The following is a 21,193-nucleotide window of genomic DNA, read 5'->3' as shown; positions in this document are numbered from 1 at the left end:
GGACCGGCTCCGTCTACTGGCGGTGGTCGACCAGATCGATCAACTGTTCGACCACGGTGTCCGGCTCGACGGTGCGGTCGAAGACCGCCACCAGCAGCGTCTCCAGGTCGGGGTAGCCCAGTTCCTCGGACAGCCGTAGCAGCGGCAGGTCGCTGGCCAGGCCCCGGTTGTGCTTGCGCAACGCCAGGCCGATCGAGGCCCGGCCGAGCCGGACCTTGTCGGCGATCGAGATGCCCGGCTCGGTGTGCTCGGCGAACCAGCGGTTGATCTGCATCTGGGCGTGCGGGGACTTCACGAAGCCCAGCCACTCCCGGCGGGGGCCGCGCGGGGCCGCGTCCGCCTCGAATCCGCTCTCCGCGTCGTTCTCGGTGAAGATCTCCACCACGTCGCCCTCCTCCAGTTCGGAGGCCAGTGGCGCGAGCCGGCCGTTGATCCGGGCGGCCAGGCAGTGGTCGCCGCGCTCGGTGCCCAGCTCGTACGCGAGGTCGACAGGTGTCGCGCCCGCCGGCAGCACCACCTGCCGCCCGTCGGCCACCACCTGGATCTGCGCCTCGGACAGGTCACAGCGCAGCGACTCCATGAACTGGGTCGGGTCGACCGTCTCCTGCTCCCAGTCGAGCACCCGGCGCAGCCAGGCCAGCTCGTCCGCCCGGTCGGCGCCCCGGCCCGCGGCCCGGGGGAAGCGGTAGTGGGCTGCCACGCCGTACTCCGCCGAGCGGTGCATCTCGGTGGTGCGGATCAGCACCTCGACGGTGCGGTCCTGCGGGCCGCAGACGCTCGTGTGCAGCGAGCGGTAGAGGTTGTTCTTCGGGGAGGCGATGAAGTCCTTGAACCGGCCCGGCACCGGCCGCCACAGCCCGTGCACGGCGCCCAGCGCGGCGTAACAGTCGGTCGCCGGACCGTCCACCACGATCGCGATGCGGGGCAGGTCGAACGGGGCGGCGTGGTCGCCGGCGACGGTGTCCTTCCAGATCGAGTAGAGGTGCCGGGGGCGGGGGGAGACGTCGGCGTCGACCCGGTTGCGGCGCAACGCCGCCCGGGTGCGGGCCACCACGTCGGCCAGGTAGGCGTCCCAGCCGGGCCGGTCGTGCACGAACCGGGCGATCCGCGCGTGCTCCTCCGGCCGCAGGTGCAGCAGCACCACGTCGTCCAGCTCTCGTTTGAGGGTCTGGATGCCCAGCCGGTCGCAGAGCGGGACCAGCACCTCCTGGGTCTTGCGGGCGATCCGCTCCCGGGAGGCGGCCGAGCGGACGCCGAGCGTCCGCATGTTGTGCAGCCGGTCGGCCAGCTTGATCACCAGCACCCGGACGTCCTTGCCGGCCGCCACGATCATCTTGCGGACGGTCTCCGCCTCGGCGGCCTTGCCGTAGAACGCCTTGTCGAACTTGGTCACCCCGTCGACCAGGTGGGCGACCTCGCGGCCGAAGTCCTCCTGGAGCGCCTGGAGCGTGTAGCGGGTGTCCTCCACCGTGTCGTGCAGCAGCGCGGCGACCAGGGTGATGGTGTCCATGCCGAGGTCGGCGCAGATCTGCGCCACGGCCAGCGGGTGGGTGATGTACGGCTCGCCGCTCTTGCGGAACTGGCCGCGGTGCATGTTCTCGGCGATCGTGTAGGCCCGGCGCAGCACCGAGGCGTCGGCGCTCGCGTGGATGCCGCGATGGGCGCGGACCAGTGTGGTGACCGGGTCGCCGTCGGCAGTGGGCCAGGTGAGCAGGGAACGCAGGCGGCGGGTGAGCGGTAGTTCGCCCTGGGTCGGGAGCGCGCCACCCAGGGCGGCGCCGTGTCCGGCGTCGACGTCCACCTGGGACACCTCCTCACCCCGGCCCTCGGCCACCGGGGACCGGCGGCCGGGAGCAGAGCCCGCGAATCGGGCAGGTCTGCACTCCTTTAACAGACTAAGGGAGTCGAGGTAGTCCGATCGGTCAGTTGGTCATGAGCGTTCGGTCGAGAGTTTGGGAGATCCGCCGTTCTCCGCCTTCGTCAGCAGGTCGCGGAAACGCCCCGCGCCGGCCACCGGCGAGGCCCATCCGTCTGTCGTCTCGACCAGCCGGGTCTCCGGTCGTTCCAACCAGGACAGGATCCGCTCGGTCTCCTCGGCGGTGGCGGCCGGCACCGGGCCGTGCCCGGGCAGCACCGTCTCGGCGGTGGCCCGGATCGCCGCGATCGTAGGTCGCGGGTGGACACCCGGCGGGGACACCCCGGCCCCGGCGAGCCGGCCGTGCCGCACCAGCGCCAGCTCCCAGCCGCCCCGAGCGGCCGGGCGGGCGGCGGCCAGCTCGGCGATGCCGGTCAACGCGGCCAGCCGCTGCATCCGGACCGCCGCGCGCAGCACCGCCACCAGCCGGCCGCGCACCACCGCCGCCTCCTCGTACCGCCGGGCGGCCGACAGCACCTCGATGCGGGCGAGCAGCGCGTCCACCACCACACCGGGGTCGTCGCTGGTGGCGGTGCGGAACGGCGTCGCCGCTGCGTCGTCGTACTCCTCGGGGGTGATCCGGTGCTCGCAGGGCGCCGGGCAGCGACCCAGCTCGGCCAGCGCGCAGGCCGGCATGGTGGTGCGCCGGGAGAGCCGGTGCGTGCACTGCCGCAGCGGCACCGCGTCGTGGAAGCCGGCGGCGGCCAGCTCCGCCGCCTGCCGGGACCGGAACGGCCCCAGGTAGGCGGTGTCGGTGGGCGCGATGTCGCGCACGATCGACAACCGGGGGTACGCCTCGTCGGTGAGCTTCAGCCACACCTGGCGTTCCGGATACTTCGACCTGCGGTTGTACGGCGGCGCGTGCGCCGCGATCAGCCGCAGCTCGCGGACCTCGGCCTCCAGCGAGTGGGCGCACTCGACCGCCTCCACCCGCTCGGCGGCGGCGAGCATCTCGGAGATCCGGGCCCGCTTCTCCGCGGCGGTGAAGTAGCTGCGGACCCGGGTGGCGATGTCGCCGGACGTGCCGACGTAGAGCGGCCGGTCGTCGGCGGCCCGGAAGATGTAGACGCCCGGCACCTTCGGCAGCCCGTCGGCGAGGTGCCGCTTGCGGCGCTGGGTGGGGGTGACCGCGCGGGCGAACTCGATCGCCTCGCCGACCGTGTCGACCCGGTGCCCGCCGAGGCGGCCGATCAGCCCGTGCAGCACGTCGACGGTGGCCTTGGCGTCGTCGAGCGCCCGGTGGGTGGGCTGGGTCGCGGTGCGGAAGTAGGCGGCGAGCGTGCCCAGCTTGCGGTTGGGCACCTCGTCGCGGGTGAGCACCCGCCGGGCGAGCGCGGCCGTGTCCAGCACGCGGGGGTTGGGCCAGCGGTAGCCGTGCTTCGCGCAGGCCGCCTTGAGGAAGCCCACGTCGTACGGCGCGTTGTGGGCGACGAGCACGGCGTCGCTGACGAACTCCAGGAAGCTCGGCAGCACCTGCTCGATCGGCGGGGCGGGCAGCAGCATGGCCTGGGTGATGCCGGTGAGCACGGTGATGAACGGCGGGATCGGCACGCCCGGGTTGACGAGCGTGGCGAGCACGCCCAGTTCCTCGCCGCCACGCACCTTCACCGCGCCGATCTCGGTGATCCCGCCGCCGTCCGGCGCGCCGCCGGTGGTCTCCAGGTCGACCACCACGAAGGTGGTCGCGTAGAGCGGCAGCGCCGGGTCGACGCCGCTGCCCGCCGGGTCCAGGCCGGCCAGCGACTCCTGGACGTACTCCGCTCGTGTCACCCGCGGGACGCTAGCGGCACGGTCCGACACTCCCGTCACTGCGGCCCCAGGAGATACCACGGGGGTACGATGAGAGATCGGCTCACTCACCGGGCGGTGGGCCCGTTCGGGGTGGGAGACTTGCCTCATGCCCCTCAGCGAGCCGTACGACGACCACTCCTCCGTGGAGGAGCCGGTGGTCGGCGTGCCCGCCGATGAGGACGCGCCACCGGCGATCGAGCCCGAGCCGGTGCTGCCCGAGCCGGTCCGGCAGCGGATCGTCACGCTGACCGCCGCCGTGCTGCCCGGCCTGCCCGCCGACGAGGTGCCGGTGCCGCTGCGGCGGGTCGCCAAGTTCGCCCCCAACCGCCGCGCCCGCCTCGGCGCGCCCGCTATCGCCGCCCAGCTCACCGCCGACCCGCTGTTCCGGCAGCGGATCACCGCCCGGGTGCTCGCCGACGCCGGCGACCTCGGCGCGGCGGTGGTCGACGGCACCGCACCGGCCGCCGCCGACCCGGTCGAGGTGGCCGCCCTTGCCTACCTGGCCCGGCCCCGCGGCTGGCGGGAACTGATCGACGCCAGCGGCGAGGCGGTACGCGCCGAGGCGGACAGCGCGGTCGTGGCCGAGCTGGTCCGCGAGGCCGAACAGCGGGCCGCCCGCGCCGAGCACGACCGGGCGGTGGCCCGGGTCGAGGCGGAGAAGCTGCGCGACGAGCTGGCCCGGGTCCGGGAGGAGCTGGGGCAGCTCCGCGAGGAGGCCCGCCAGCTGACCCGTACCCTGCGGGAGACCCAGGCCCGCGAGCGCAAGGCCACCGAGATGCTCGCCACCGAGCGGGGACGGGCGGCCCGCGCCGCCGCCGACGCGGACGCCGAGCTGCGCCGCGCCCGGGCCCGGCTGGCCGAGGCGGAGGCCGCCGCCGGTGTGGCCCGGGCCAGCGCCAAGGAGGCCCGCTCGGTCGACGACGCGCGGCTGTGGCTGCTGCTGGAGACGATCGGCCAGGCCGCCGTGGGGCTGCGCCGCGAGCTGGCGCTCGACCCGGTGGACAGGCTCCCGGCCGACTTCGTCGCCGACGCGTTCGCCGAGCAGCCGGGCGCCGCCCAGGCCGGCCCGTCGACGCGGGCCCGCGACACCGACGACCCGGCCCGCCTCGACCAGTTGCTCGCGCTGCCGCGGGCGCACCTCGTGGTGGACGGCTACAACGTGACGAAGCGCGGCTTCGGCGAGATGTCGCTGGAGCAGCAGCGCAAGCGGCTGATCACCGGGCTGGGCGGGATCGCCGCGCAGACCGGGGACGAGGTCACAGTCGTCTTCGACGGCGCCGAGCGGATCCACGGCCTGCCACCGGCGCCGCGCGGCGTGCGGGTGCTGTTCTCCCGCAAGGGCGAGACCGCCGACGAGCTGATCCGCCGCCTGGTCCGCGCCGAGCCGGCCGGGCGGCCGGTGGTCGTGGTCTCCTCGGACCGCGAGGTCGCCGACGGGGTACGCCGGCACGGCGCGTACCCGCTGGGCGCCGACTCGCTGCTGCGGCGCCTGGCCCGTTCCTGAGCCTTTCTCCGCGTCGCCCCCCCCCGCTTGATCGACTCCAGATCGGGGGAGTGGCGGGGTCGGGCGCGTGCTGATCGCGCCACTTCGGCGTACTGGTTCGTTTTCGCGGCGGCTGCTGCCTCGTTGTCCGGTTCTGTCATACCCGAGCGTTAGCGTCGTGGTGACCGACGGTGGTGGTCCCTTCCCCGAGCGCCACCGGCGACCCGTCAGGAGGCGTTGATGCTGATCGACTGCGACACCTGCGGCAACCGCGGCGCCGGCTGCTCCGGCTGCCTGGTGACCGCACTGCTCGACTCCGACCCGGCCGACCTGGGCCCGGCCGAGCACCGGGCGATCGAGGTGTTCGCGCGGGCCGGATTCGACGTGGAGGTGCTGCCGTCGGCGCCCGCCGAGGCGCCGGCGCCGATGCCCCGCCGCCCCGGCCGTCGTCGCCGGGTCGCCTGACGCCGCCCGCTGCCCGCCGCCCGCCGGTTTCCGCCTGCCGCTGAAGGAGGGCCGCCCCGGGGTGCTCAGGGCGTCCGTCGGGATCACCCCGTCCACCGCTCGCCGATCGGGCCCGTGCCGCCGTCTGCCGCGTCGGCCCACCCTGGCCCGTAGCTGCTCCTCGGTCCCCTGAATCTGGATCCCAGCCACATCTGACCCTCCTTCTCGTCCCCAGCCCGGCAAGCTCTTCCCCGCCCCGGCAAGGGCCATCGATCTTGGAGTTGTGGCGCCCAGGATGTCCGAGTAGCCATGTTTGTCAGCCGCCACAACTCCAAGATCGGCGCGCGGGTGGGCTGGAGGCCGCGCGCGGGCGGGGCGGGGCGGGCGGGACCGCGTGGCGGGCACGGCGGTCCCGCTTGCGCGGCCGGGCAATAGGATGGGCGGTCACGGCGGGAGGGGAGCGGCATGACGCGGACGCGGCACGACGGCGGGGTGGGCCGGTGACCCCGCGCGCCTGGGCGCTGCTGACCCTGGGCGGCCTGGTGGTCGTGCTGCTCGTGGCGGTGGTGCTGCTGGTGCCGTGGAGCCGCCCGCCGGCGCCCCGCGCCGACCAGCTCGCGGCACTGCGTGACCTCCCGGCCGAGCAGGTGACCCGGGGCCGGGCCTTCCACGGCGCGCTGCGCCCGGCGGCCTGGTCGGCGCTGGCGGTCGGGCTGGTGGTGGCGTTGCTGCTCGGGCTGACCCCGCTGGGCGGGCGCCTGGTCGAACTGGTCGGCCGGCCCTTCGGCGGGCACTGGATCGCGCAGGCAGTGCTCGGCGGGCTCGCCGTCATGTTCCTCGCCGACCTGCTCACGCTGCCGTTCGCGGCCTGGCGCCGCACCGTGCTGGTCCGCTACGGGCTGAGCACCCAGAGCTGGGGCGGCTGGGCCGTCGACCTGCTCAAGTCGTACGCGGTCAGCGCGGTGATCGGCGCGCTGGTCCTGCTCGGCTTCTACACGGTGGTGCGGCTCGCCCCGCGCTGGTGGTGGGCGTTCGGCGCGGCCGGCGCGGCGGCCCTTGTGGTGGTGCTGTCGTTCGTGCTGCCGGTGCTGGTCGAGCCGGTGTTCAACCGGTTCACCCCGATGGAGCCGGGTCCGCTGCGCACCGAGCTGACTGCGATGGCCGCCCGGGACGGCGTACCGGTGCGCGACGTGCTCGTCGCCGACGCGTCCCGGCGTACCAGTGCGGTGAACGCGTACGTCTCCGGGCTCGGCCCGACCCGGCGGGTGGTCGTCTACGACACGCTGCTGCGCGAGGCGGAACCGGCCGAGGTGACCAGCGTGGTCGCCCACGAGCTGGGGCACGCCAAGGACCGGGACGTGTGGACCGGCACGGTGCTCGGCGCGCTCGGCGCCGCCGCCGCGGTGGTGGCGCTCTACCTGATCGGCTCGTGGACGCCGCTGCTGCGGCTCGCCGGCGTCGACTCGATCGCCCATCCGCGGGCCTTCCCGCTGCTGATCGCGCTGGTCACGGTCGCCGGGCTGCTCGCCACCCCGGCGCAGGCGCTGGTCTCGCGCCGGATCGAGGCCCGCGCCGACGCCCACGCGCTGGCGCTCACCGGCGACCCGGCGACCTTCGAGGCGATGCAGCGACGACTGGCCGGGGTCAACCTGGCCGACCCGGACCCGCCGCGCTGGGAGCGCCTCTGGTCGGCGACCCACCCGTCCACCGTGGAGCGGATGGCCGCCGCCCGCGCCTACGCCAGGGAGTCCGGCCGATGAGCCGCACCTTGCTGATCACCAACGACTTCCCGCCGCGCCCCGGCGGCATCCAGTCGTTCGTTCACAACCTCGCCGTGCGCCAGCAGCCCGGTTCGGTGGTGGTGTACGCGTCGAGCTGGCGCGGCGCGGAGAAGTTCGACGCCGACCAGCCGTTCGAGGTGGTCCGGGAGCGGACCCGGGTGCTGCTGCCCACCCCGCTGATCGCCCGGCGGGCGGCGCGGCTGGCCCGCGCGTACGACTGCGACACCGTGTGGTTCGGCGCGGCGGCCCCGCTGGGGCTGCTCGCCGCGGGCCTGCGGCGGCGGGCCGGGATCCGCCGGGCGGTGGCGCTGACCCACGGCCACGAGGTCGGCTGGGCGGCGCTCCCAGGCGCCCGGTCGGCGCTGCGCCGGATCGGGCGGGGCGTGGACGTGACCACCTACCTCGGCGAGTACACCCGGGCGCGGCTGGCCCGCGTGCTGGACGGGCTGACCGAGCTGCGCCGGCTCGCGCCCGGCGTGGACGTGGACACCTACCACCCGGACGTAGACGGCGGGCGGGTCCGGTCGCGGCTCGGGCTGGCCGACCGGCCGGTGGTGGTGTGCGTGTCGCGGCTGGTGCCCCGCAAGGGCCAGGACATGCTGATCCGCGCGCTGCCGGAGATCCGCCGCCGGGTGCCCGACGCCGCGCTGCTCGTGGTCGGCGGCGGCCCGTACCGCTCGACGCTGGAGAAGCTGGCCCGGCAGACCGGGCTGGAACGCGACGTGGTCTTCACCGGCTCGGTGCCCTCGGCCGAGCTGCCCGCCCACTACGCGGCCGGCGACGTCTACGCGATGCCGTGCCGCACCCGCAACCGCGGGCTGGACGTGGAGGGCCTCGGCATCGTCTACCTGGAGGCGAGCGCGACCGGGCTGCCGGTGGTGGCCGGAGACTCCGGCGGCGCGCCGGACGCGGTCCGCGAGGGGGAGACCGGGTACGTGGTCGGGGGCCGGGACGTGGCCCAGCTCGCCGACCGGGTCGCCATGCTGCTCGCCGACCGGGACCTGGCCCGGCAGTTCGGCGCCGCCGGCCGCGCCTGGGTGGAGCGGGAGTGGCGCTGGGAGACGCAGGCGCAGCGGATGGCCGCCCTGCTGGCCGGCTGACCGCGTGCCGGCCGGGCCAGGAGCCCGCGTGCCAGCCGGATCAGGGCACCGCGGGCCGGCCCGGTCAGGCGGCGGCCGGGTCAGGCGACGGCCGCGTCAGGAGGCCGCGTCGACGTGGGCGGGCACCCGGCCCAGGTGCGGCGCGGCCGGGCCGGGACGGCCGAAGTGCCAGCCCTGCCCGGCGTCGCAGCCGATCGCGCGCAGCCGGTCGGCCTGGTCGGCCGTCTCCACGCCCTCGGCGGTGACGGTGAGGCCCAGCGCGTGCGCCAGCGACACGAGCGAGGCGAGGATCCGCTCGTCGGTGCCGCTGCCCGGCGCGCGCAGGCCGGTCACGAACTCGCCCGCCACCTTCAGCTCGTCGACCGGCAGGTCCCGCAGGTACGCGAGGTTGCAGTAGCCGGTGCCGAAGTCGTCGATGGCGACCCGGACGCCGAGGTCACCGAGCACCCGCAGGGCGCGCACCGGCTCGACCACGGTGCTCATCATGGTGCTCTCGGTGATCTCCAGTTGCAGCCGCTGCGGCGGCAGGCCGGTGCGCCCGAGCACGCCGCGTACCTCGGTCACCAGGTCGGAGCGGTGCAACTGCCGGACGGCGAGGTTGACGCTGACGAACGGCGCGTCGCCGTCCGCACCCGGCCAGGTGCCCGCCTCGCGGCACGCCTCGGCCAGCACCCAGCTGCCGAGCCGGACGATCAGCCCGGTCTCCTCGGCCAGCGGGATGAAGCTGTCCGGCCGCAGCACACCCAGCTCCGGGTGGCGCCAGCGCACCAGCGCCTCCATGCCGAGCACCCGCCCGTCGCGCAACGACGTCAGCGGCTGGTAGTCGAGGTAGAACTCGCCCCGGTCCAGCGCGGCGGGGATCGCCGCGGACAGCGCGTACCGGGCCAGGTCGCGGCGGTTGCGGTCGGCGTCGAACAGCGACCAGCGGGCCCCGCCGGCGGCCTTGGCCCAGTGCAGCGTGCTGTCGGCCGCGCGCATCAGGTCCATCGGTGAGGTGCCCTCGACCGGGCGCTCCACGATGCCGATGCTCGCGGACACGGTCAGCTCGTGGCCGTCGACGAGCGCCGGCTCCCGTATCGCGGCAAGCGCCGACTCGGCGACCTGCACCGCGTCATCGGTGCCGGCGGTGCGCTCGACCAGGATCACGAACTCGTCGCCGCCGAGCCGGGCCACCAGGTGTTCGCCGAGAGCGCCGTGCAGCCGCTGGGCCACCGTCACCAGCAGCGAGTCGCCGATCTGGTGGCCGAGGGAGTCGTTTACCACCTTGAACCGGTCCAGGTCGAGGAAGCAGACACCGACCCGGTCGGCGCCCCGCCCGGGCGCGGTGATCGCGGCGGTCAGCCGTTCGGTGAACAGCGTGCGGTTCGGCAGGCCGGTGAGCGGGTCGTGGGTGGCCTGGTGCCGGAACCGGGCCTCGCTGTCGCGCAGCGCCCGCTCCGCCTGCGCCCGGGCCATCATGGCGGCCCGGCGGATGGACTCCTGCTCGTCCAGCGTGCGGTCGCGCAGGGCGCGGGCGTACCCGGTGGCGACGGTGGCGAGCAGCCGCGCCATCCGGTCCTCGACGTCGTCGACGACCAGGTCGAGGTCGCGGACCAGGCGCAGCTGGATCACCTCGACGGTGCGGCCCAGCCCTTCCGCGGAGGCGATGTGCGCCTGCACCAGCTCCGCGCCGACCTGCTGGCCGATCCGCAGGTCGAACGGCTCGGCGCGCAGCGCCTGGGCCAGCCGGTCGGTGAGCCGTTGCAGCATCTCCTCCAGCTGCGACTGGGTCATCGGCAGATAGCTGGTGCCGGACACCGCCTTGGCCCAGGCCCGGGCGAACACGCCGGGCCTGCTGCGGGTCGCGTCGTCACCCACCGAGCCGCCCGACCCCGCCCATGAACACGGCCCGTTCGGCGTTCTCCGCCTGGTCGGGGGAGTCCGGCCGCCACTGCGGCACCCACACCACACCCGGGTCGACCAGCTCGAAGCCGTCGAACAGCGCGGTCATCTCGGCCCGGCTGCGGATCCAGAGCTGGCTGTCGGTACGCCGGTAGACCCGCTCCGCCTCGGCCCGCTCGCCGGTGCCGTCGCGGCCCTCCTCGCTGGCCTGGGAGAGCACCAGGTGGCTGCCGGGCGCCAGCGCCCCGCGCAGCGTCCGCAGGATCTCCTCGGGGCGGTCGGCGTCCGGGACGAAGTGCAGCACCGCCACGATCATCACGGCGACCGGCCGGGTGAAGTCCAGCAGCCGGGTGACCTCCGGGTGGGACAGGATCGCCTCCGGGTTGCGCAGGTCCTCCTGCAGCACTGTGGCGTTCTCGTTTCCGGCCAGGATCTCCTGGCTGTGCGCCACCGCCACCGGGTCCACGTCGACGTAGACCACGCGCGACTCCCTGTCGATCCGCTGGGCGATCTCGTGGACGTTGCCGACGGTCGGGATGCCGGAGCCGATGTCGAGGAACTGGCGGATGCCGGCCTGGGCGAGGTACTGCACCGCCCGGCGCAGGAACGCGCGGTTGGCCTGCGCCATCAGCGGCGCCTCCGGCACCGCCTCGACCATCGCGCGGGCGGCCGCCCGGTCGGCCGCGAAGTTGTGCGAGCCGCCGAGGTAGTAGTCGTACATGCGGGCGACGCTGGGGCGCTCGATGTCGATCGTCTCGGGTGCCCAGTCCGGCCGCTGCATGTCCTGCCCCTCGGGTGTCGGCGACACGCGGTCGTCACCGCCGCGCGGATCACCCGGGTATTCTGCCCCTCCGCCGTCGCGCTGCAAAGACCGCCGTCACTGCGCGTCCGGGCGGTCACCGTCAGCGACCAGCCGGGGCCGGAAACGCCGAGAGGCCCGCGTCCGTGGCGGACGGGGCCTCTTCGGCGGTAGGTGTCAGAACTTCGGCGCGTCCGGGGCCTCCAGCAGCCCCAGCCGCAGCGCCGTCATCAGCGCCTGCGCCCGGTTGGCGGCACCCAGCTTCTCGTAGAGCTTGGAGATGTGGGTCTTGGCGGTCGACTCGCTGACGAACAGCTGCTTGGCGATGCCGGCCACGCTCATGCCGTCGGCGAGCAGCCGCAGCACCTGGCCCTCACGGGGGGACAGCTGCGGGCCGGACGGCGCCAGCCGGCGCTTCATCGCCTCGGCCAGGTCGGCCGCGGTGAACGCGCTGGGGGAGGAGGCGGCGTGCCGGGCGGCGGCCACCACCTCGTCGGCCGGGGCGGTCTTCGGCACGAACGCGCTCGCGCCCGCCTCCAGGGCACCGAAGAGTTGGTCGTCACCGGCGTACATGGTGAGCACGACGATGCCCATGGACGCGCTGGACTTGCGCAGGGCGCGGGTGGCCTCCAGGCCGCTGCCGTCGGGCAGGCGGAGGTCCATGATCACCACGTCGGGCTGGAGCGCGCCGGCCTGGCGCACGCCCTCCGCAGCGGTGGCCGCCTCGCCCACGACCTCGAACTGACGGTCGCGCTCGAACGCGTGACGCAGCCCCTTGCGGATGAGGTCGTGGTCGTCGACCAGGAGAACCTTGGTACGGGTGGCCGGTGTCGGACTGCTGGTCATCCTCGGGTTACTCCCCTTCTGCTGCTGCGGCGCTGCCGCGCACCTTATCGCGCCGGGGCGACGAACCGAGCACCACCGCCACAGTCGTCCCACTCGGCTGCCGCGGCCTGATCTCCAACCGGCCTCGGATACGTTCCGCCCTCTCGGCCATGATCGCAAGGCCATAGTGCCCGTCCGGGCGCTGGTCACCGATGCCGTGACCGTCATCCGACACTTCGATTCGGGTGTACGGGGGATCCACCTCGCACGTGACCCACAGGTTCGACGCGCCGGCGTGCTTGCGCGCGTTCGTCACCGCCTCCTGCGCGATGCGCAGCAACTCGGCCTCGGTGGCGGCGGGCAGCCGGGCGGTGGACTCGTCCAGCGACAGGTGCACCCGCAGGCCACCGGAGGCGCCGACGGTGCGGGCGTACTCGGCGATGGCGGCGGCCAGGCCACCGTGCCGGTCCACCTCGCTGCGCAGCTCGAACAGGCTCAGCCGCAGCTCGGTGATCACCCGGGTGACCTCCTGGCGCAGCGTCCGCAGCGAGTCGGCGGTCTCCTCGGCGTCCTCGTGCACGGTGGCGAGCGCGTTGTCGATGCCGTACCCGACCATGACAAGCTCCTGGGCGACCCCGTCGTGGATCTCCCGGGCCAGCCGCTGCCGCTCCTCGTTCGTCGCCAGCGAGCGCACCTCGTCGAAGAGCAGCGCCGCCTCCAGCCGCAGCGCCGCCGGGCCGGTCAGCGCCGTCACCCGGGACACCACCGGCGGCGGGTACGCGGCGGCGGTGTCCGCCTCGATCACCACCAGGCCGACCGTGCGCACGCCCGCCACCAGCGGGACGATCAGCGCGGAGACCTCGCCGGAGTGCCGGGACCGGGCCTGCGAGCGGGCCGAGACGGTCGGCTGCTGGGTGGCCCAGGCGTCGGCGATGGCCGAGTCGGCGTCGAGCGTGGTCTCCCAGTCGACCCGGTCCGCGCCGATCTGCGCGAGCACCACGAGCCGGCCGCCGCCGCTGGCGGACAGCACCGCGCCCCGGTCGGTCTTGGCGACCACCCGCAGCTCCTCCAGCAGGTGCTCGGAGATGCCGCCCGGGTCCAGGGTGGCGCCGGGCAGCTGGCGGGCGACCGTACGGAGCTGGGTGAGCAGGCGGGTCGCCTCGGCGTACGGCTGGGGTTTGCCCTCGCCGCGCACCCGCATGACGCGCTGGAGCGTGCCGGCGGTGTAGAGGCCGAGCCCGGCGAGGATCAGCCACTGCGCGCAGACCGCGAGGTAGCCGACCTGGCCGAGCTGCGGCCCGCCGTCGACCTGGGTGAACGCGGCGCTGGCCAGCAGCGTCGCCGCCGCCACCGCGAGCAGCGCGGCGCCCTCGCGGAAGCGGCGGCTGAGCGCGGTCACGGTGACCGGCACGGCGAGGTACGGCAGCACCGCCGAGGCGCCCAGCCCGCCGGTCACGCCGGAAAGGTGGGTGTCGGCGGCGACCTGGCTGGCGGCCAGCCCGAGCACCACCACCTCGGCGAAGCGGCTGATCGGCGCGAGCAGCCGGTGTTGGGGGGCGAGCACGGCGGGCAGGCCGGCGACGCCCAGCAGGGCGATCCACCAGAGCTGGGTGGCGTCGCGGGTGGCGAACAGGGTCAGGGCGGCGACCAGCGCGAGGAGGACCGCGCGAGCCGCCGCCGCGAGGGGCTGCGTCGACGGCTGGCGGGATGTGGAGGCGGGCACGTGACGGATGGTAGTCAGCCCCGGTAGATCTCGGCGATCTCCGAGGCGTACGTCTTGTGCACGACCTGACGCTTGACCTTCAGCGACGGGGTCAGCTCGCCGGTGGTCTCGGTGAAGTCCTGCGGCAGGATCCGGAACACCTTGATCGCCTCGGCCTTGGACACCGCCTGGTTGGCCTGGTCGATCGCGGACTGCACCTCGGCGCGCAGCGCCGCGTCGTCGCGCAGCTCGGCCATGCTCGTGGTCTCCGGGCGCCCCTGCCCGGCCAGCCACTTCGGCAGCGCCTCCTCGTCGATGGTGACCAGCGCGGCGATGAACGGCTGCCGGTCGCCGACCACCACGCACTGGCTGATCAGCGGGTGCGCCCGTACCTGGTCCTCCAGCACCGCCGGGGCGACGTTCTTGCCGCCGGCGGTCACGATGATCTCCTTCTTCCGGCCGGTGATGCTCAGGTAGCCGTCGTCGTCCAGATGCCCGAGGTCGCCGGTGCGGAACCAGCCGTCGGTGCTGATCGCCTCGGCGGTGGCCGCGTCGTTGTGCCAGTAGCCCTGGAAGACGATGTCGCCGGCGATCAGGACCTCGCCGTCGTCGTCGATCCGGATGGTGACGCCGGGCAGCGGACGGCCGACGGTGCCGATCCGGGTGCCGGTGGGCAGGTTGGCGGCGGCGGCCGGCGAGGTCTCGGTGAGGCCGTAGCCCTCGCAGATGGTCACCCCGACGCCGCGGAAGAAGTGCCCGAGCCGCGCGCCCAGCGGCGCGCCGCCCGAGATGGCGTCGCGGCACCGGCCGCCCATCGCCGCCCGCAGCTTGCGGTAGACCAGCTTGTCGAAGAGGGCATGCTGCGCGCGCAGCCCCAGGCCCGGACCGCCGGGCAGTTCCTGCGCCTCGCTCCACGCGATGGCGACCTTCTCCGCGCGGTCGAAGATCTTGCCCTTGCCCTCGGCCTCGGCCTTCTGCCGCGCGCCGTTGTAGACCTTCTCGAAGACCCGGGGTACGGAGAGCACGAACGTCGGCTTGAAGTCCTGCAGCTCGGCGACCAGGTTCTTGGTGTCCGCGCAGTGCGCCATGGTGGCCCGGGCGTGCACCACGCCGACCTGGATGAGCCGGGCGAAGGCGTGCGCGAGCGGCAGGAACAGCAGGGTGGAGGCGCCCTGGCGGAACAGGTTCGGCAGCACCGGCACGGCGTTGGCGATGTCGGAGTAGATGTTGCGGTGGGTCAGCACGCAGCCCTTGGGCCGGCCGGTGGTGCCGCTGGTGTAGATGATCGTGGCGACGTCGTCGGCCTTGAGCAGCGAGCGGCGGGTCTCCACCTCGGCCCGGTCCACCGACGCGCCGGCGGCGACCAGGTCGTCGACGGCGCCCAGGTCGATCTGCCAGACCTCGCGCAGTTCGGGCAGGCGGTCCCGGACGCCCGCGACCATGGTGGCGTGCGCGGTGCTCTCCACCACGACGGCGACGGCGCCGGAGTCGCCGAGGATCCAGGCGGCCTGCTCGGCGCTGGACGTCTCGTAGATCGGCACGGTCACCGCGCCGGCCGCCCAGATCGCGTAGTCGAACAGGGTCCACTCGTAGCGGGTGCGGCTCATCAGGCCGACCCGGTCGCCGGGGGAGACGCCGGCGGCGATCAGGCCCTGCGCCACCGCCACGACCTCGTCGCGGAACTGGCGGCAGGTGACATCCTCACGCGCGTCCGTCCCCGCGCCGGGGCGGACGAACTGCACGGTGTCCGGGGCGACCTCGGCGTTTTCCCAGACCGGGTCGGTCAGGTTGGCCGCGTCGCCGACGGTGACGATCGGCGGGACGGAGAACTCGCGCACCTGCACTCCCTCGTGCTCTACCGGCGGGGGCCGGCCTGGTCGGCTCTGTCGAAACCTACCCGCACACCCCGGGGGGTCTGCCAGGGAGGTTGCCCGCCCGGCTGGTGGGACGCCGTCCGGCGGGTGGAGCGGGACCGGCCGGGAGCCGGCCGGGTAGCCTCCCCCCATGGCGGACTCCTCCACCCAGTCGATCATCATCGGCGCGTCACCGGACCGGGTGGCGGCCGTCATCTGCGACTTCCCGAGCTATCCCGAGTGGGCCGAGGCGGTACGCCGGGCCGAGGTGATCGAGGAGTACGAGGACGGCTACGCCAGCCAGGTCCGGTTCACGCTCGACGCGGGCGTGATGGCCGACGAGTACGTGCTGGCCTACGAGTACGCCGAGGACATCTCCCGGATCGAGTGGCACCTGGTCGCCCCGTCGAAGATGCAGCGCTCCCAGCGCGGGTCGTACGACCTGGTGGGCAACCCGGACGGGACGACCACGGTGACGTACACCCTCGAGGTGGAGCTGTCCGTGGCGATGCTCGGCATGTTCCGCCGCAAGGCCGAGAAAATGATCATGGACGCGGCGTTGAAGCAGCTCAAGCGCCGGGTAGAAGCACCCGGTGCGGCGCAGGAGAACCGACCGTCGTCCCGGTAGTCACGCTGGAGGAGCCGAACCATGGGCACCACTGATCCGGGTTCGGCCCGGGAAGAGGCCGAGCGCCTCGTCGCCACACTGCTCGCCGGCGCGAAGATGGCCGCCGCCGCACCCGGCTCCGGTGCCTGGGGTCCGCTCGGTGGGATCCTCTCCGGTGTCCTCGGTCACACCCCGCCCGGCGCCGGGCCCGCTCCGGAGACGCCCGCGCCCGCCGGTTTCGCCACCGGCTCGCCGGAATGCTGTGTCTGCCCCGTCTGTCGCGGTATCGCCGCCTTGCGCGACCCGAGTCCGGAATTCGCCGAGCGGCTCGCCACCGGCGCCGGGGACCTGGCGGCCGGGGTGGCGAGCCTGCTGCGCGCGTTCACCCCCGCCGAGCCGGCGCGAACCGCCGGCGACGGCACCGCCGCCCCGGACGGATCCGGGGACCACGTGTGGCGCGAGGCGACCCGTACCGGGCATGATTCTCAGCCGGCACCCGAGCAGGACGTGTGGTCCGCCGCCACCCGTGGGGAGGGCGCGGCCGATTCGGGTGCCACCGCCGACGCCGCCGGGCCGCCGGAGCCGGACACGAGCCGGACACCGGCCGGCCGTCCCGTGGTGCCCGCCTCGCGGGCGTCCGGAGAGGTGGGCGCGGACGCACCAGGCGACGGGGCCTGACCACCGGACATCCCGGGACCGTACGGCCGGTTCGGCCGGTCCCCGGGCAGCACAGCAGAGGGGAGTGGCAGCGGTGACGCTGACCATCGGAGTCGACGTCGGTGGCACGAAGGTGGCCGGCGGTGTCGTGGACGACGCCGGCACGGTACTCGTGCAGACGCGACGGGACACCCCCGCCGACGACGTGGCCAAGACCCGCGACGTCATCATCGAGGTGGTCACCGAACTGGCCGCCGGTCACGCCGTGGAGGCGGTCGGCATCGGCGCCGCCGGCTGGATCGACGCCTCCCGCTCCACCGTGCTGTTCGCCCCGAACCTCGCCTGGCGGGACGAGCCGCTGCGCACGTACGTCGGCGACGCCACCGGCCTGCCGGTGATCGTGGAGAACGACGGGAACGTGGCTGCCTGGGCGGAGTTCCGCTACGGCGCGGCCCGCGACGCCGACGACTCGATGGTCATGTTCACCATCGGCACCGGCGTCGGCGGCGGCATCGTGCTCGGCGGTGGCCTGGTCCGCGGCGCCAACGGCATCGCCGCCGAACTGGGCCACATGCTCACCGTGCCCGACGGCCACCAGTGCGGCTGCGGCCGGCTGGGCTGCATCGAGCAGTACGCCAGCGGCAGCGCCCTGGTCCGCTTCGCCCGCGCCGCCGCCCGGCAGGAGCCGCACCGCGCGGCCGCGTTGCTGGAGCTGGCCGGGGGCGAGGCCGAGACGATCACCGGTCCGATGGTGACCGCCGCCGCGAAGGGCGGCGACCCGGTCTCCACCGAGGCGTTCGCCCAGGTCGGCCGCTGGCTCGGCACCAGCCTCGCCGACATGGCGCAGATCCTCGACCCGCAGGTGCTGGTGGTCGGCGGCGGCGTGATCGACGCCGGTGACCTGCTGCTCGGCCCGACCCGGCGGTCGTTCGCCGACGCGCTGGCCCAGCGCAGCCGCCTGCCCGTCGCCGAGGTCCGCCCGGCCGAGCTGGGCAACACCGCCGGCGTGATCGGCGCCGCCGACCTGGCCCGGCGGATCTGACATGACTGATGCGGGTGTGCCGCTGCGGGTCGTGTCGTACAACATCCACAGCCAGCGCGACGACACCGCCGCGCTGGCCGAGGTGGTCCGTGCGGCCGCGCCGGACGTGGTGATCGTCCAGGAGGGACCGCGCCGGTTCCGGTGGCGGCAGAAGACCGCCGCGCTGGCCGAGTCGTTCGGCATGGTGGTGGCGGCCGGTGGCCTGCCGTCGCTGGGCAACGTGCTGCTGACCAGCCTGCGGGTGCGGGTCGTCGACACCAGCTGCCAGCGGTACCCGCTGACGCCGGGACGGCACATGCGCGGCGCCGCCTATGCGCACTGCCGGGTCGGCGGCGTCGACGTGCTGCTGGCCGGCTCGCACCTGTCCACCGACCCGGCCGAGCGGCCCACCCAGGCGGCGGCGTTCAAGCGCGAGCTGGACGCCTCCACGCTGCCCGTGGTGGCTGGTGCCGACGTCAACGAGGGGCCGGACGGGCCGGCCTGGCAGACGCTCGCCGAAGGGCTGACCGACACGGCGCTCGCCGCCGACCGGGCCGACCGGCACACGTTCTCCTGCGCCGACCCGCGCCGCCGCATCGACGCGCTCTTCGTCGACCCCCGGATCACCGTGGTCGACTACGACGTGGTGGACACCCCGGCGGCCCGCCGGGCCAGTGACCACTTCCCGGTCCTGGTCGACCTGCTGCTGCCCACCGCCTGACCCGGCACGGACCGCCGGGCCGGTGACGCACCGTCAGGTGCCCGGCGGCCAGCAGGACCACCGCTTCGCCGCCTTTGCTCTGCCGCCATATACGCACCAGCTACCCGCGGTGACCGGCGGGCGCGTCCCGGCCGGACGGCCGCGAGACGTCGGCGCAGCTCCGGGCGATGCTGGTCAGTGGGTGCAGAGCAAAGGGCGAAAGCGGGTACGCCTCCGGCGCGGCCGGTCCACTCACGCTCGGTGACCGGCCCGGCGGTGACGCTGTGTCAGGGGGACCGGGCGGGTGGGCGGCGCCGGGTCGGGTGGCTGGACAACGGCGGGCATTCTCGGCAGGATTTCGCTCCGACCCGGCACGCGTGCCGCACAAAGGAGAATTCCCGGTGTCCTCCTCCACCGACCTCGGCCGCCCCGATCCGGACCGGACGGACGTCCCGGTCCGCGACGACCGCCCGGTCTCCGACCGGGGTGACACGGTCTGCGTCATCGGCGCCGGCGCCAGCGGCCTGACCGCCGTGAAGAACCTCCGCGAGGCCGGCTTCGGCGTCGACTGCTACGAGCGGGAGACGGGCGTCGGCGGCGCCTGGAACTGGCGGCACGACCGCAGCCCGGTGTACGGCAGCACGCACCTGATCTCGTCCCGGCCGTTCACCCAGTTCCCCGACTTCCCGATGCCCGACGACTGGCCGGACTACCCGCACCACAGCCAGCTGCTGTCCTACTTCGAGCGGTACGCCGACCACTTCGACCTGCGCCAGCACGTCTGGTTCGGCACCGAGGTGGTCCGCGTCGAGCCGGTCGCGGGGGACCGCTGGGACGTGACCACGCGCAGCACCGGCGGCTACGGCCCCGAGCGCACCTCCCGGTACGCCGCCGTGGTGCTCGCCAACGGCCACAACTGGTCGCCCAAGCTGCCCCGCTACGAAGGGCTGGAGGAGTTCCGCGGCGAAGTCATGCACGCCTCGTCCTACAAGGACCCGGCGCAGTTGCGCGGCAAGCGGGTGCTCGTGGTCGGCGCCGGAAACACCGGCTGCGACATCGCGGTCGAGGCGGCGCAGCAGGCGTCGCACTGCTGGCACTCCACCCGCCGCGGCTACTGGTACGCCCCGAAGTACGTCCTCGGCCGCCCCGCCGACCAGGTCAACGACACGCTGCTGGCGCTGCGGGTGCCGCTGCGCGTACGGCAGTGGCTCTACCACTGGACGCTGCGGCTGACCGTCGGCGACCTGACCCGGTTCGGCATGCCGAAGCCGGACCACCGGGTCTACGAGACGCACCCGATCGCCAACAGCCAGCTCGTCTACTACGTCGGCCACGGCGAGATCACCCCGGTGCCGGACGTGGCCCGCTTCGACGACCGCGCGGTGGAGCTGACCGACGGCCGCCGGATCGACCCGGAGCTGGTCGTCTTCGCCACCGGCTACCTGCCGCGCTTCGAGTTCCTCAAGGGCCGGGTGCTCGGCGACGAGGACGGCTCCGGGCGGCCCCGGCTGTGGCTCAACGCGTTCACCGCCGGTCATCCCACGCTCGCCGTGGTCGGCCTGGTGCAGCCGGACTCCGGCATCTTCCCGATCTCGCACTGGCAGAGCGTGCTGTTCGCCCGGCTGCTCACGCTGCGCGCCACCCGGCCGGAGCGGGCCGCCGCGTTCGACCGCAAGGTCCGGGAGGGGCTGGGCGAGCGGTACTCGGCGAAGGTCAAGGACAGCACCCGGCACTGGTTCGAGGTCGGGCACGCCGACTACCTGCGCGCGCTCCAGCGGGCGCTGCACGAGCTGGAGGAGGGTAAATGACGGCGGCCGAGCGGGTGCGCGTGGTCCGGTCCTGGGAGTGGGCCCGGCCGGAACGGCCCGCCCGCCGGGAGGTGCTCGCCGCCCTGCCGGAGCGGGAGGAGGCGAAGCCGCCGCTGCTGTTCGTGCCCGGGTTCGGGCACGGCGCGTGGGCCTTCGCCGAGCACTGGCTGGGGCACGCCGCCGGTCGCGGCTTCCCGGCGTACGCGCTGAGCCTGCGCGGGCACGGCGAAAGCGAGCCGGCGCCGGAGGCGACGCTGCGGTCGTACACCCATGACGTGACGCAGGTGGCGGCGAGCCTGCCGCGGCAGGCGGTGCTGGTGGGGCACGGCGCCGGCGCCCGGGTCGTGGCACACGCGATGGCCCGCTACCCGGCGCGGGCCGCGGTGCTGGTGGCGCCGGTGCTCGGCGGATGGGCGACCTTCGGCACGGCGTTGCGGCGCAACCCGGTCGGCACGGTGCCTGCGGTCTTCGGCGCCGGGCTGCGGCTCAACCGGCGGCAGTTGTTCAGCCGGGAGTTGCCGGACGCCGACGCGCGGCGGCACCTGGCCCGGCTGGGCCGGGCCGGGCGGCGGGCGCAGTGGCAGCTGCTGACCGGCCGGTCCCCGGAGCCGGCGGTGGGCCGCCCACCGGTGCTGGTGCTCGGCAGCCCGGACGACCGGGTGCTGCCGGCGACGGCGCTGACCAGGGCCGCCCGGCGGTACGCCTCGGCGCCGCTGCTGTTCCCCGGCATGGGACACGACCTGATGCTCGACGCCCGCTGGCGGGAGCCGATCGACGCGATCCTGGACTGGCTGGACAAGGACCCGGCACCCGCCCAGGGGTGAGC

17 protein-coding genes are annotated in these 21,193 nt (G+C 74.5%); 10 read left to right on the top strand and 7 right to left on the bottom strand.

Annotated features, from left to right (window positions below):
• Positions 1 to 13: 13 nt before the first annotated feature.
• Together SM452_RS16765 and SM452_RS16760 are read right to left on the bottom strand one after the other, a co-directional pair.
• The gene (locus SM452_RS16765) at positions 14 to 1,801 is read right to left on the bottom strand and encodes a RelA/SpoT family protein (protein WP_355512782.1); all 1,788 of its coding nucleotides are present in this window, start codon (positions 1,799 to 1,801) and stop codon (positions 14 to 16) included.
• Between the two features lie 129 nt (positions 1,802 to 1,930).
• A complete protein-coding gene (locus SM452_RS16760) occupies positions 1,931 to 3,685 on the bottom strand; it encodes a DEDD exonuclease domain-containing protein (protein WP_463840235.1) in 1,755 nt (584 codons plus the stop codon).
• Between the two features lie 127 nt (positions 3,686 to 3,812).
• Between SM452_RS16760 and SM452_RS16755 the strand changes: the two genes are divergently transcribed.
• From SM452_RS16755 to SM452_RS16740, 4 genes are all read left to right on the top strand, one after another.
• On the top strand, positions 3,813 to 5,210 hold the full coding sequence (locus tag SM452_RS16755) for an NYN domain-containing protein (protein WP_355512753.1): 1,398 nt from the start codon (positions 3,813 to 3,815) through the stop codon (positions 5,208 to 5,210).
• Between the two features lie 219 nt (positions 5,211 to 5,429).
• Positions 5,430 to 5,654 carry a hypothetical protein gene (locus SM452_RS16750; RefSeq protein ID WP_355512751.1) on the top strand — a complete coding sequence of 75 codons (225 nt, stop codon included), beginning with the start codon at positions 5,430 to 5,432 and terminating at the stop codon, positions 5,652 to 5,654.
• Between the two features lie 479 nt (positions 5,655 to 6,133).
• Positions 6,134 to 7,393, top strand: a complete 1,260-nt coding sequence (locus tag SM452_RS16745) for a M48 family metallopeptidase (RefSeq protein WP_355512749.1) — start codon at positions 6,134 to 6,136, stop codon at positions 7,391 to 7,393.
• Positions 7,390 to 8,514, top strand: a complete 1,125-nt coding sequence (locus tag SM452_RS16740) for a glycosyltransferase family 4 protein (protein ID WP_355512747.1) — start codon at positions 7,390 to 7,392, stop codon at positions 8,512 to 8,514. Before SM452_RS16745 ends, SM452_RS16740 begins: the two co-directional genes overlap by 4 nt.
• 96 nt (positions 8,515 to 8,610) lie before the next feature.
• On the opposite strand, the gene SM452_RS16735 is transcribed toward SM452_RS16740, so the two are convergent.
• The 5 genes from SM452_RS16735 to SM452_RS16715 form a co-directional block, all read right to left on the bottom strand.
• A complete protein-coding gene (locus SM452_RS16735; RefSeq protein ID WP_355512780.1) occupies positions 8,611 to 10,287 on the bottom strand; it encodes a putative bifunctional diguanylate cyclase/phosphodiesterase in 1,677 nt (558 codons plus the stop codon).
• Between the two features lie 76 nt (positions 10,288 to 10,363).
• Entirely contained in the window at positions 10,364 to 11,176 is an 813-nt protein-coding gene (locus SM452_RS16730; protein ID WP_355512778.1) for an SAM-dependent methyltransferase, read from the bottom strand.
• Between the two features lie 195 nt (positions 11,177 to 11,371).
• On the bottom strand, positions 11,372 to 12,040 hold the full coding sequence (locus SM452_RS16725; RefSeq protein ID WP_013287678.1) for a response regulator transcription factor: 669 nt from the start codon (positions 12,038 to 12,040) through the stop codon (positions 11,372 to 11,374).
• A 7-nt stretch (positions 12,041 to 12,047) separates the two neighbouring features.
• A complete protein-coding gene (locus SM452_RS16720; RefSeq protein WP_355512745.1) occupies positions 12,048 to 13,742 on the bottom strand; it encodes a sensor histidine kinase in 1,695 nt (564 codons plus the stop codon).
• 14 nt (positions 13,743 to 13,756) lie between these two features.
• Positions 13,757 to 15,559, bottom strand: coding sequence for an AMP-dependent synthetase/ligase (locus tag SM452_RS16715; protein ID WP_355512743.1), 1,803 nt, complete (start codon positions 15,557 to 15,559; stop codon positions 13,757 to 13,759).
• A gap of 166 nt (positions 15,560 to 15,725) precedes the next feature.
• Here SM452_RS16715 and SM452_RS16710 point away from each other — a divergent pair, with 166 nt between their 5' ends.
• The 6 genes from SM452_RS16710 to SM452_RS16685 all read left to right on the top strand — a co-directional run bounded on the left by SM452_RS16710 (position 15,726) and on the right by SM452_RS16685 (position 21,191).
• The gene (locus SM452_RS16710) at positions 15,726 to 16,202 is read left to right on the top strand and encodes an SRPBCC family protein (RefSeq protein WP_194801172.1); all 477 of its coding nucleotides are present in this window, start codon (positions 15,726 to 15,728) and stop codon (positions 16,200 to 16,202) included.
• 21 nt (positions 16,203 to 16,223) lie between these two features.
• A complete protein-coding gene (locus SM452_RS16705; protein WP_194801173.1) occupies positions 16,224 to 16,859 on the top strand; it encodes a hypothetical protein in 636 nt (211 codons plus the stop codon).
• Between the two features lie 73 nt (positions 16,860 to 16,932).
• The gene (locus SM452_RS16700) at positions 16,933 to 17,880 is read left to right on the top strand and encodes an ROK family glucokinase (protein ID WP_013287673.1); all 948 of its coding nucleotides are present in this window, start codon (positions 16,933 to 16,935) and stop codon (positions 17,878 to 17,880) included.
• A 1-nt stretch (position 17,881) separates the two neighbouring features.
• Positions 17,882 to 18,580, top strand: coding sequence for an endonuclease/exonuclease/phosphatase family protein (locus SM452_RS16695; RefSeq protein WP_355512740.1), 699 nt, complete (start codon positions 17,882 to 17,884; stop codon positions 18,578 to 18,580).
• 380 nt (positions 18,581 to 18,960) lie between these two features.
• The gene (locus SM452_RS16690) at positions 18,961 to 20,367 is read left to right on the top strand and encodes a flavin-containing monooxygenase (protein WP_357210284.1); all 1,407 of its coding nucleotides are present in this window, start codon (positions 18,961 to 18,963) and stop codon (positions 20,365 to 20,367) included.
• On the top strand, positions 20,364 to 21,191 hold the full coding sequence (locus SM452_RS16685; protein ID WP_355512736.1) for an alpha/beta hydrolase: 828 nt from the start codon (positions 20,364 to 20,366) through the stop codon (positions 21,189 to 21,191). Before SM452_RS16690 ends, SM452_RS16685 begins: the two co-directional genes overlap by 4 nt.
• The last annotated feature ends 2 nt before the right edge of the window (positions 21,192 to 21,193 follow it).

Source organism: Micromonospora sp. SYSU B005 (assembly GCF_055362685.1).
The sequence above is the reverse complement of the archived record's forward strand: the minus strand, read 5'-3'. Positions and strand labels throughout refer to the sequence as shown.

What these genes read in the sequence shown, in the direction of transcription:
- SM452_RS16695 (WP_355512740.1), top strand. Translation starts at nt 17,882, where the DNA reads ATGACTGATGCGGGTGTGCCGCTGCGGGTCGTGTCGTACAACATCCAC.
- SM452_RS16685 (WP_355512736.1), top strand. Translation starts at nt 20,364, where the DNA reads ATGACGGCGGCCGAGCGGGTGCGCGTGGTCCGGTCCTGGGAGTGGGCC.
- SM452_RS16750 (WP_355512751.1), top strand. Translation starts at nt 5,430, where the DNA reads ATGCTGATCGACTGCGACACCTGCGGCAACCGCGGCGCCGGCTGCTCC.
- SM452_RS16755 (WP_355512753.1), top strand. Translation starts at nt 3,813, where the DNA reads ATGCCCCTCAGCGAGCCGTACGACGACCACTCCTCCGTGGAGGAGCCG.
- SM452_RS16735 (WP_355512780.1), bottom strand. Translation starts at nt 10,287, where the DNA reads ATGACCCAGTCGCAGCTGGAGGAGATGCTGCAACGGCTCACCGACCGG.
- SM452_RS16705 (WP_194801173.1), top strand. Translation starts at nt 16,224, where the DNA reads ATGGGCACCACTGATCCGGGTTCGGCCCGGGAAGAGGCCGAGCGCCTC.
- SM452_RS16725 (WP_013287678.1), bottom strand. Translation starts at nt 12,040, where the DNA reads ATGACCAGCAGTCCGACACCGGCCACCCGTACCAAGGTTCTCCTGGTC.
- SM452_RS16730 (WP_355512778.1), bottom strand. Translation starts at nt 11,176, where the DNA reads ATGCAGCGGCCGGACTGGGCACCCGAGACGATCGACATCGAGCGCCCC.
- SM452_RS16710 (WP_194801172.1), top strand. Translation starts at nt 15,726, where the DNA reads ATGGCGGACTCCTCCACCCAGTCGATCATCATCGGCGCGTCACCGGAC.
- SM452_RS16740 (WP_355512747.1), top strand. Translation starts at nt 7,390, where the DNA reads ATGAGCCGCACCTTGCTGATCACCAACGACTTCCCGCCGCGCCCCGGC.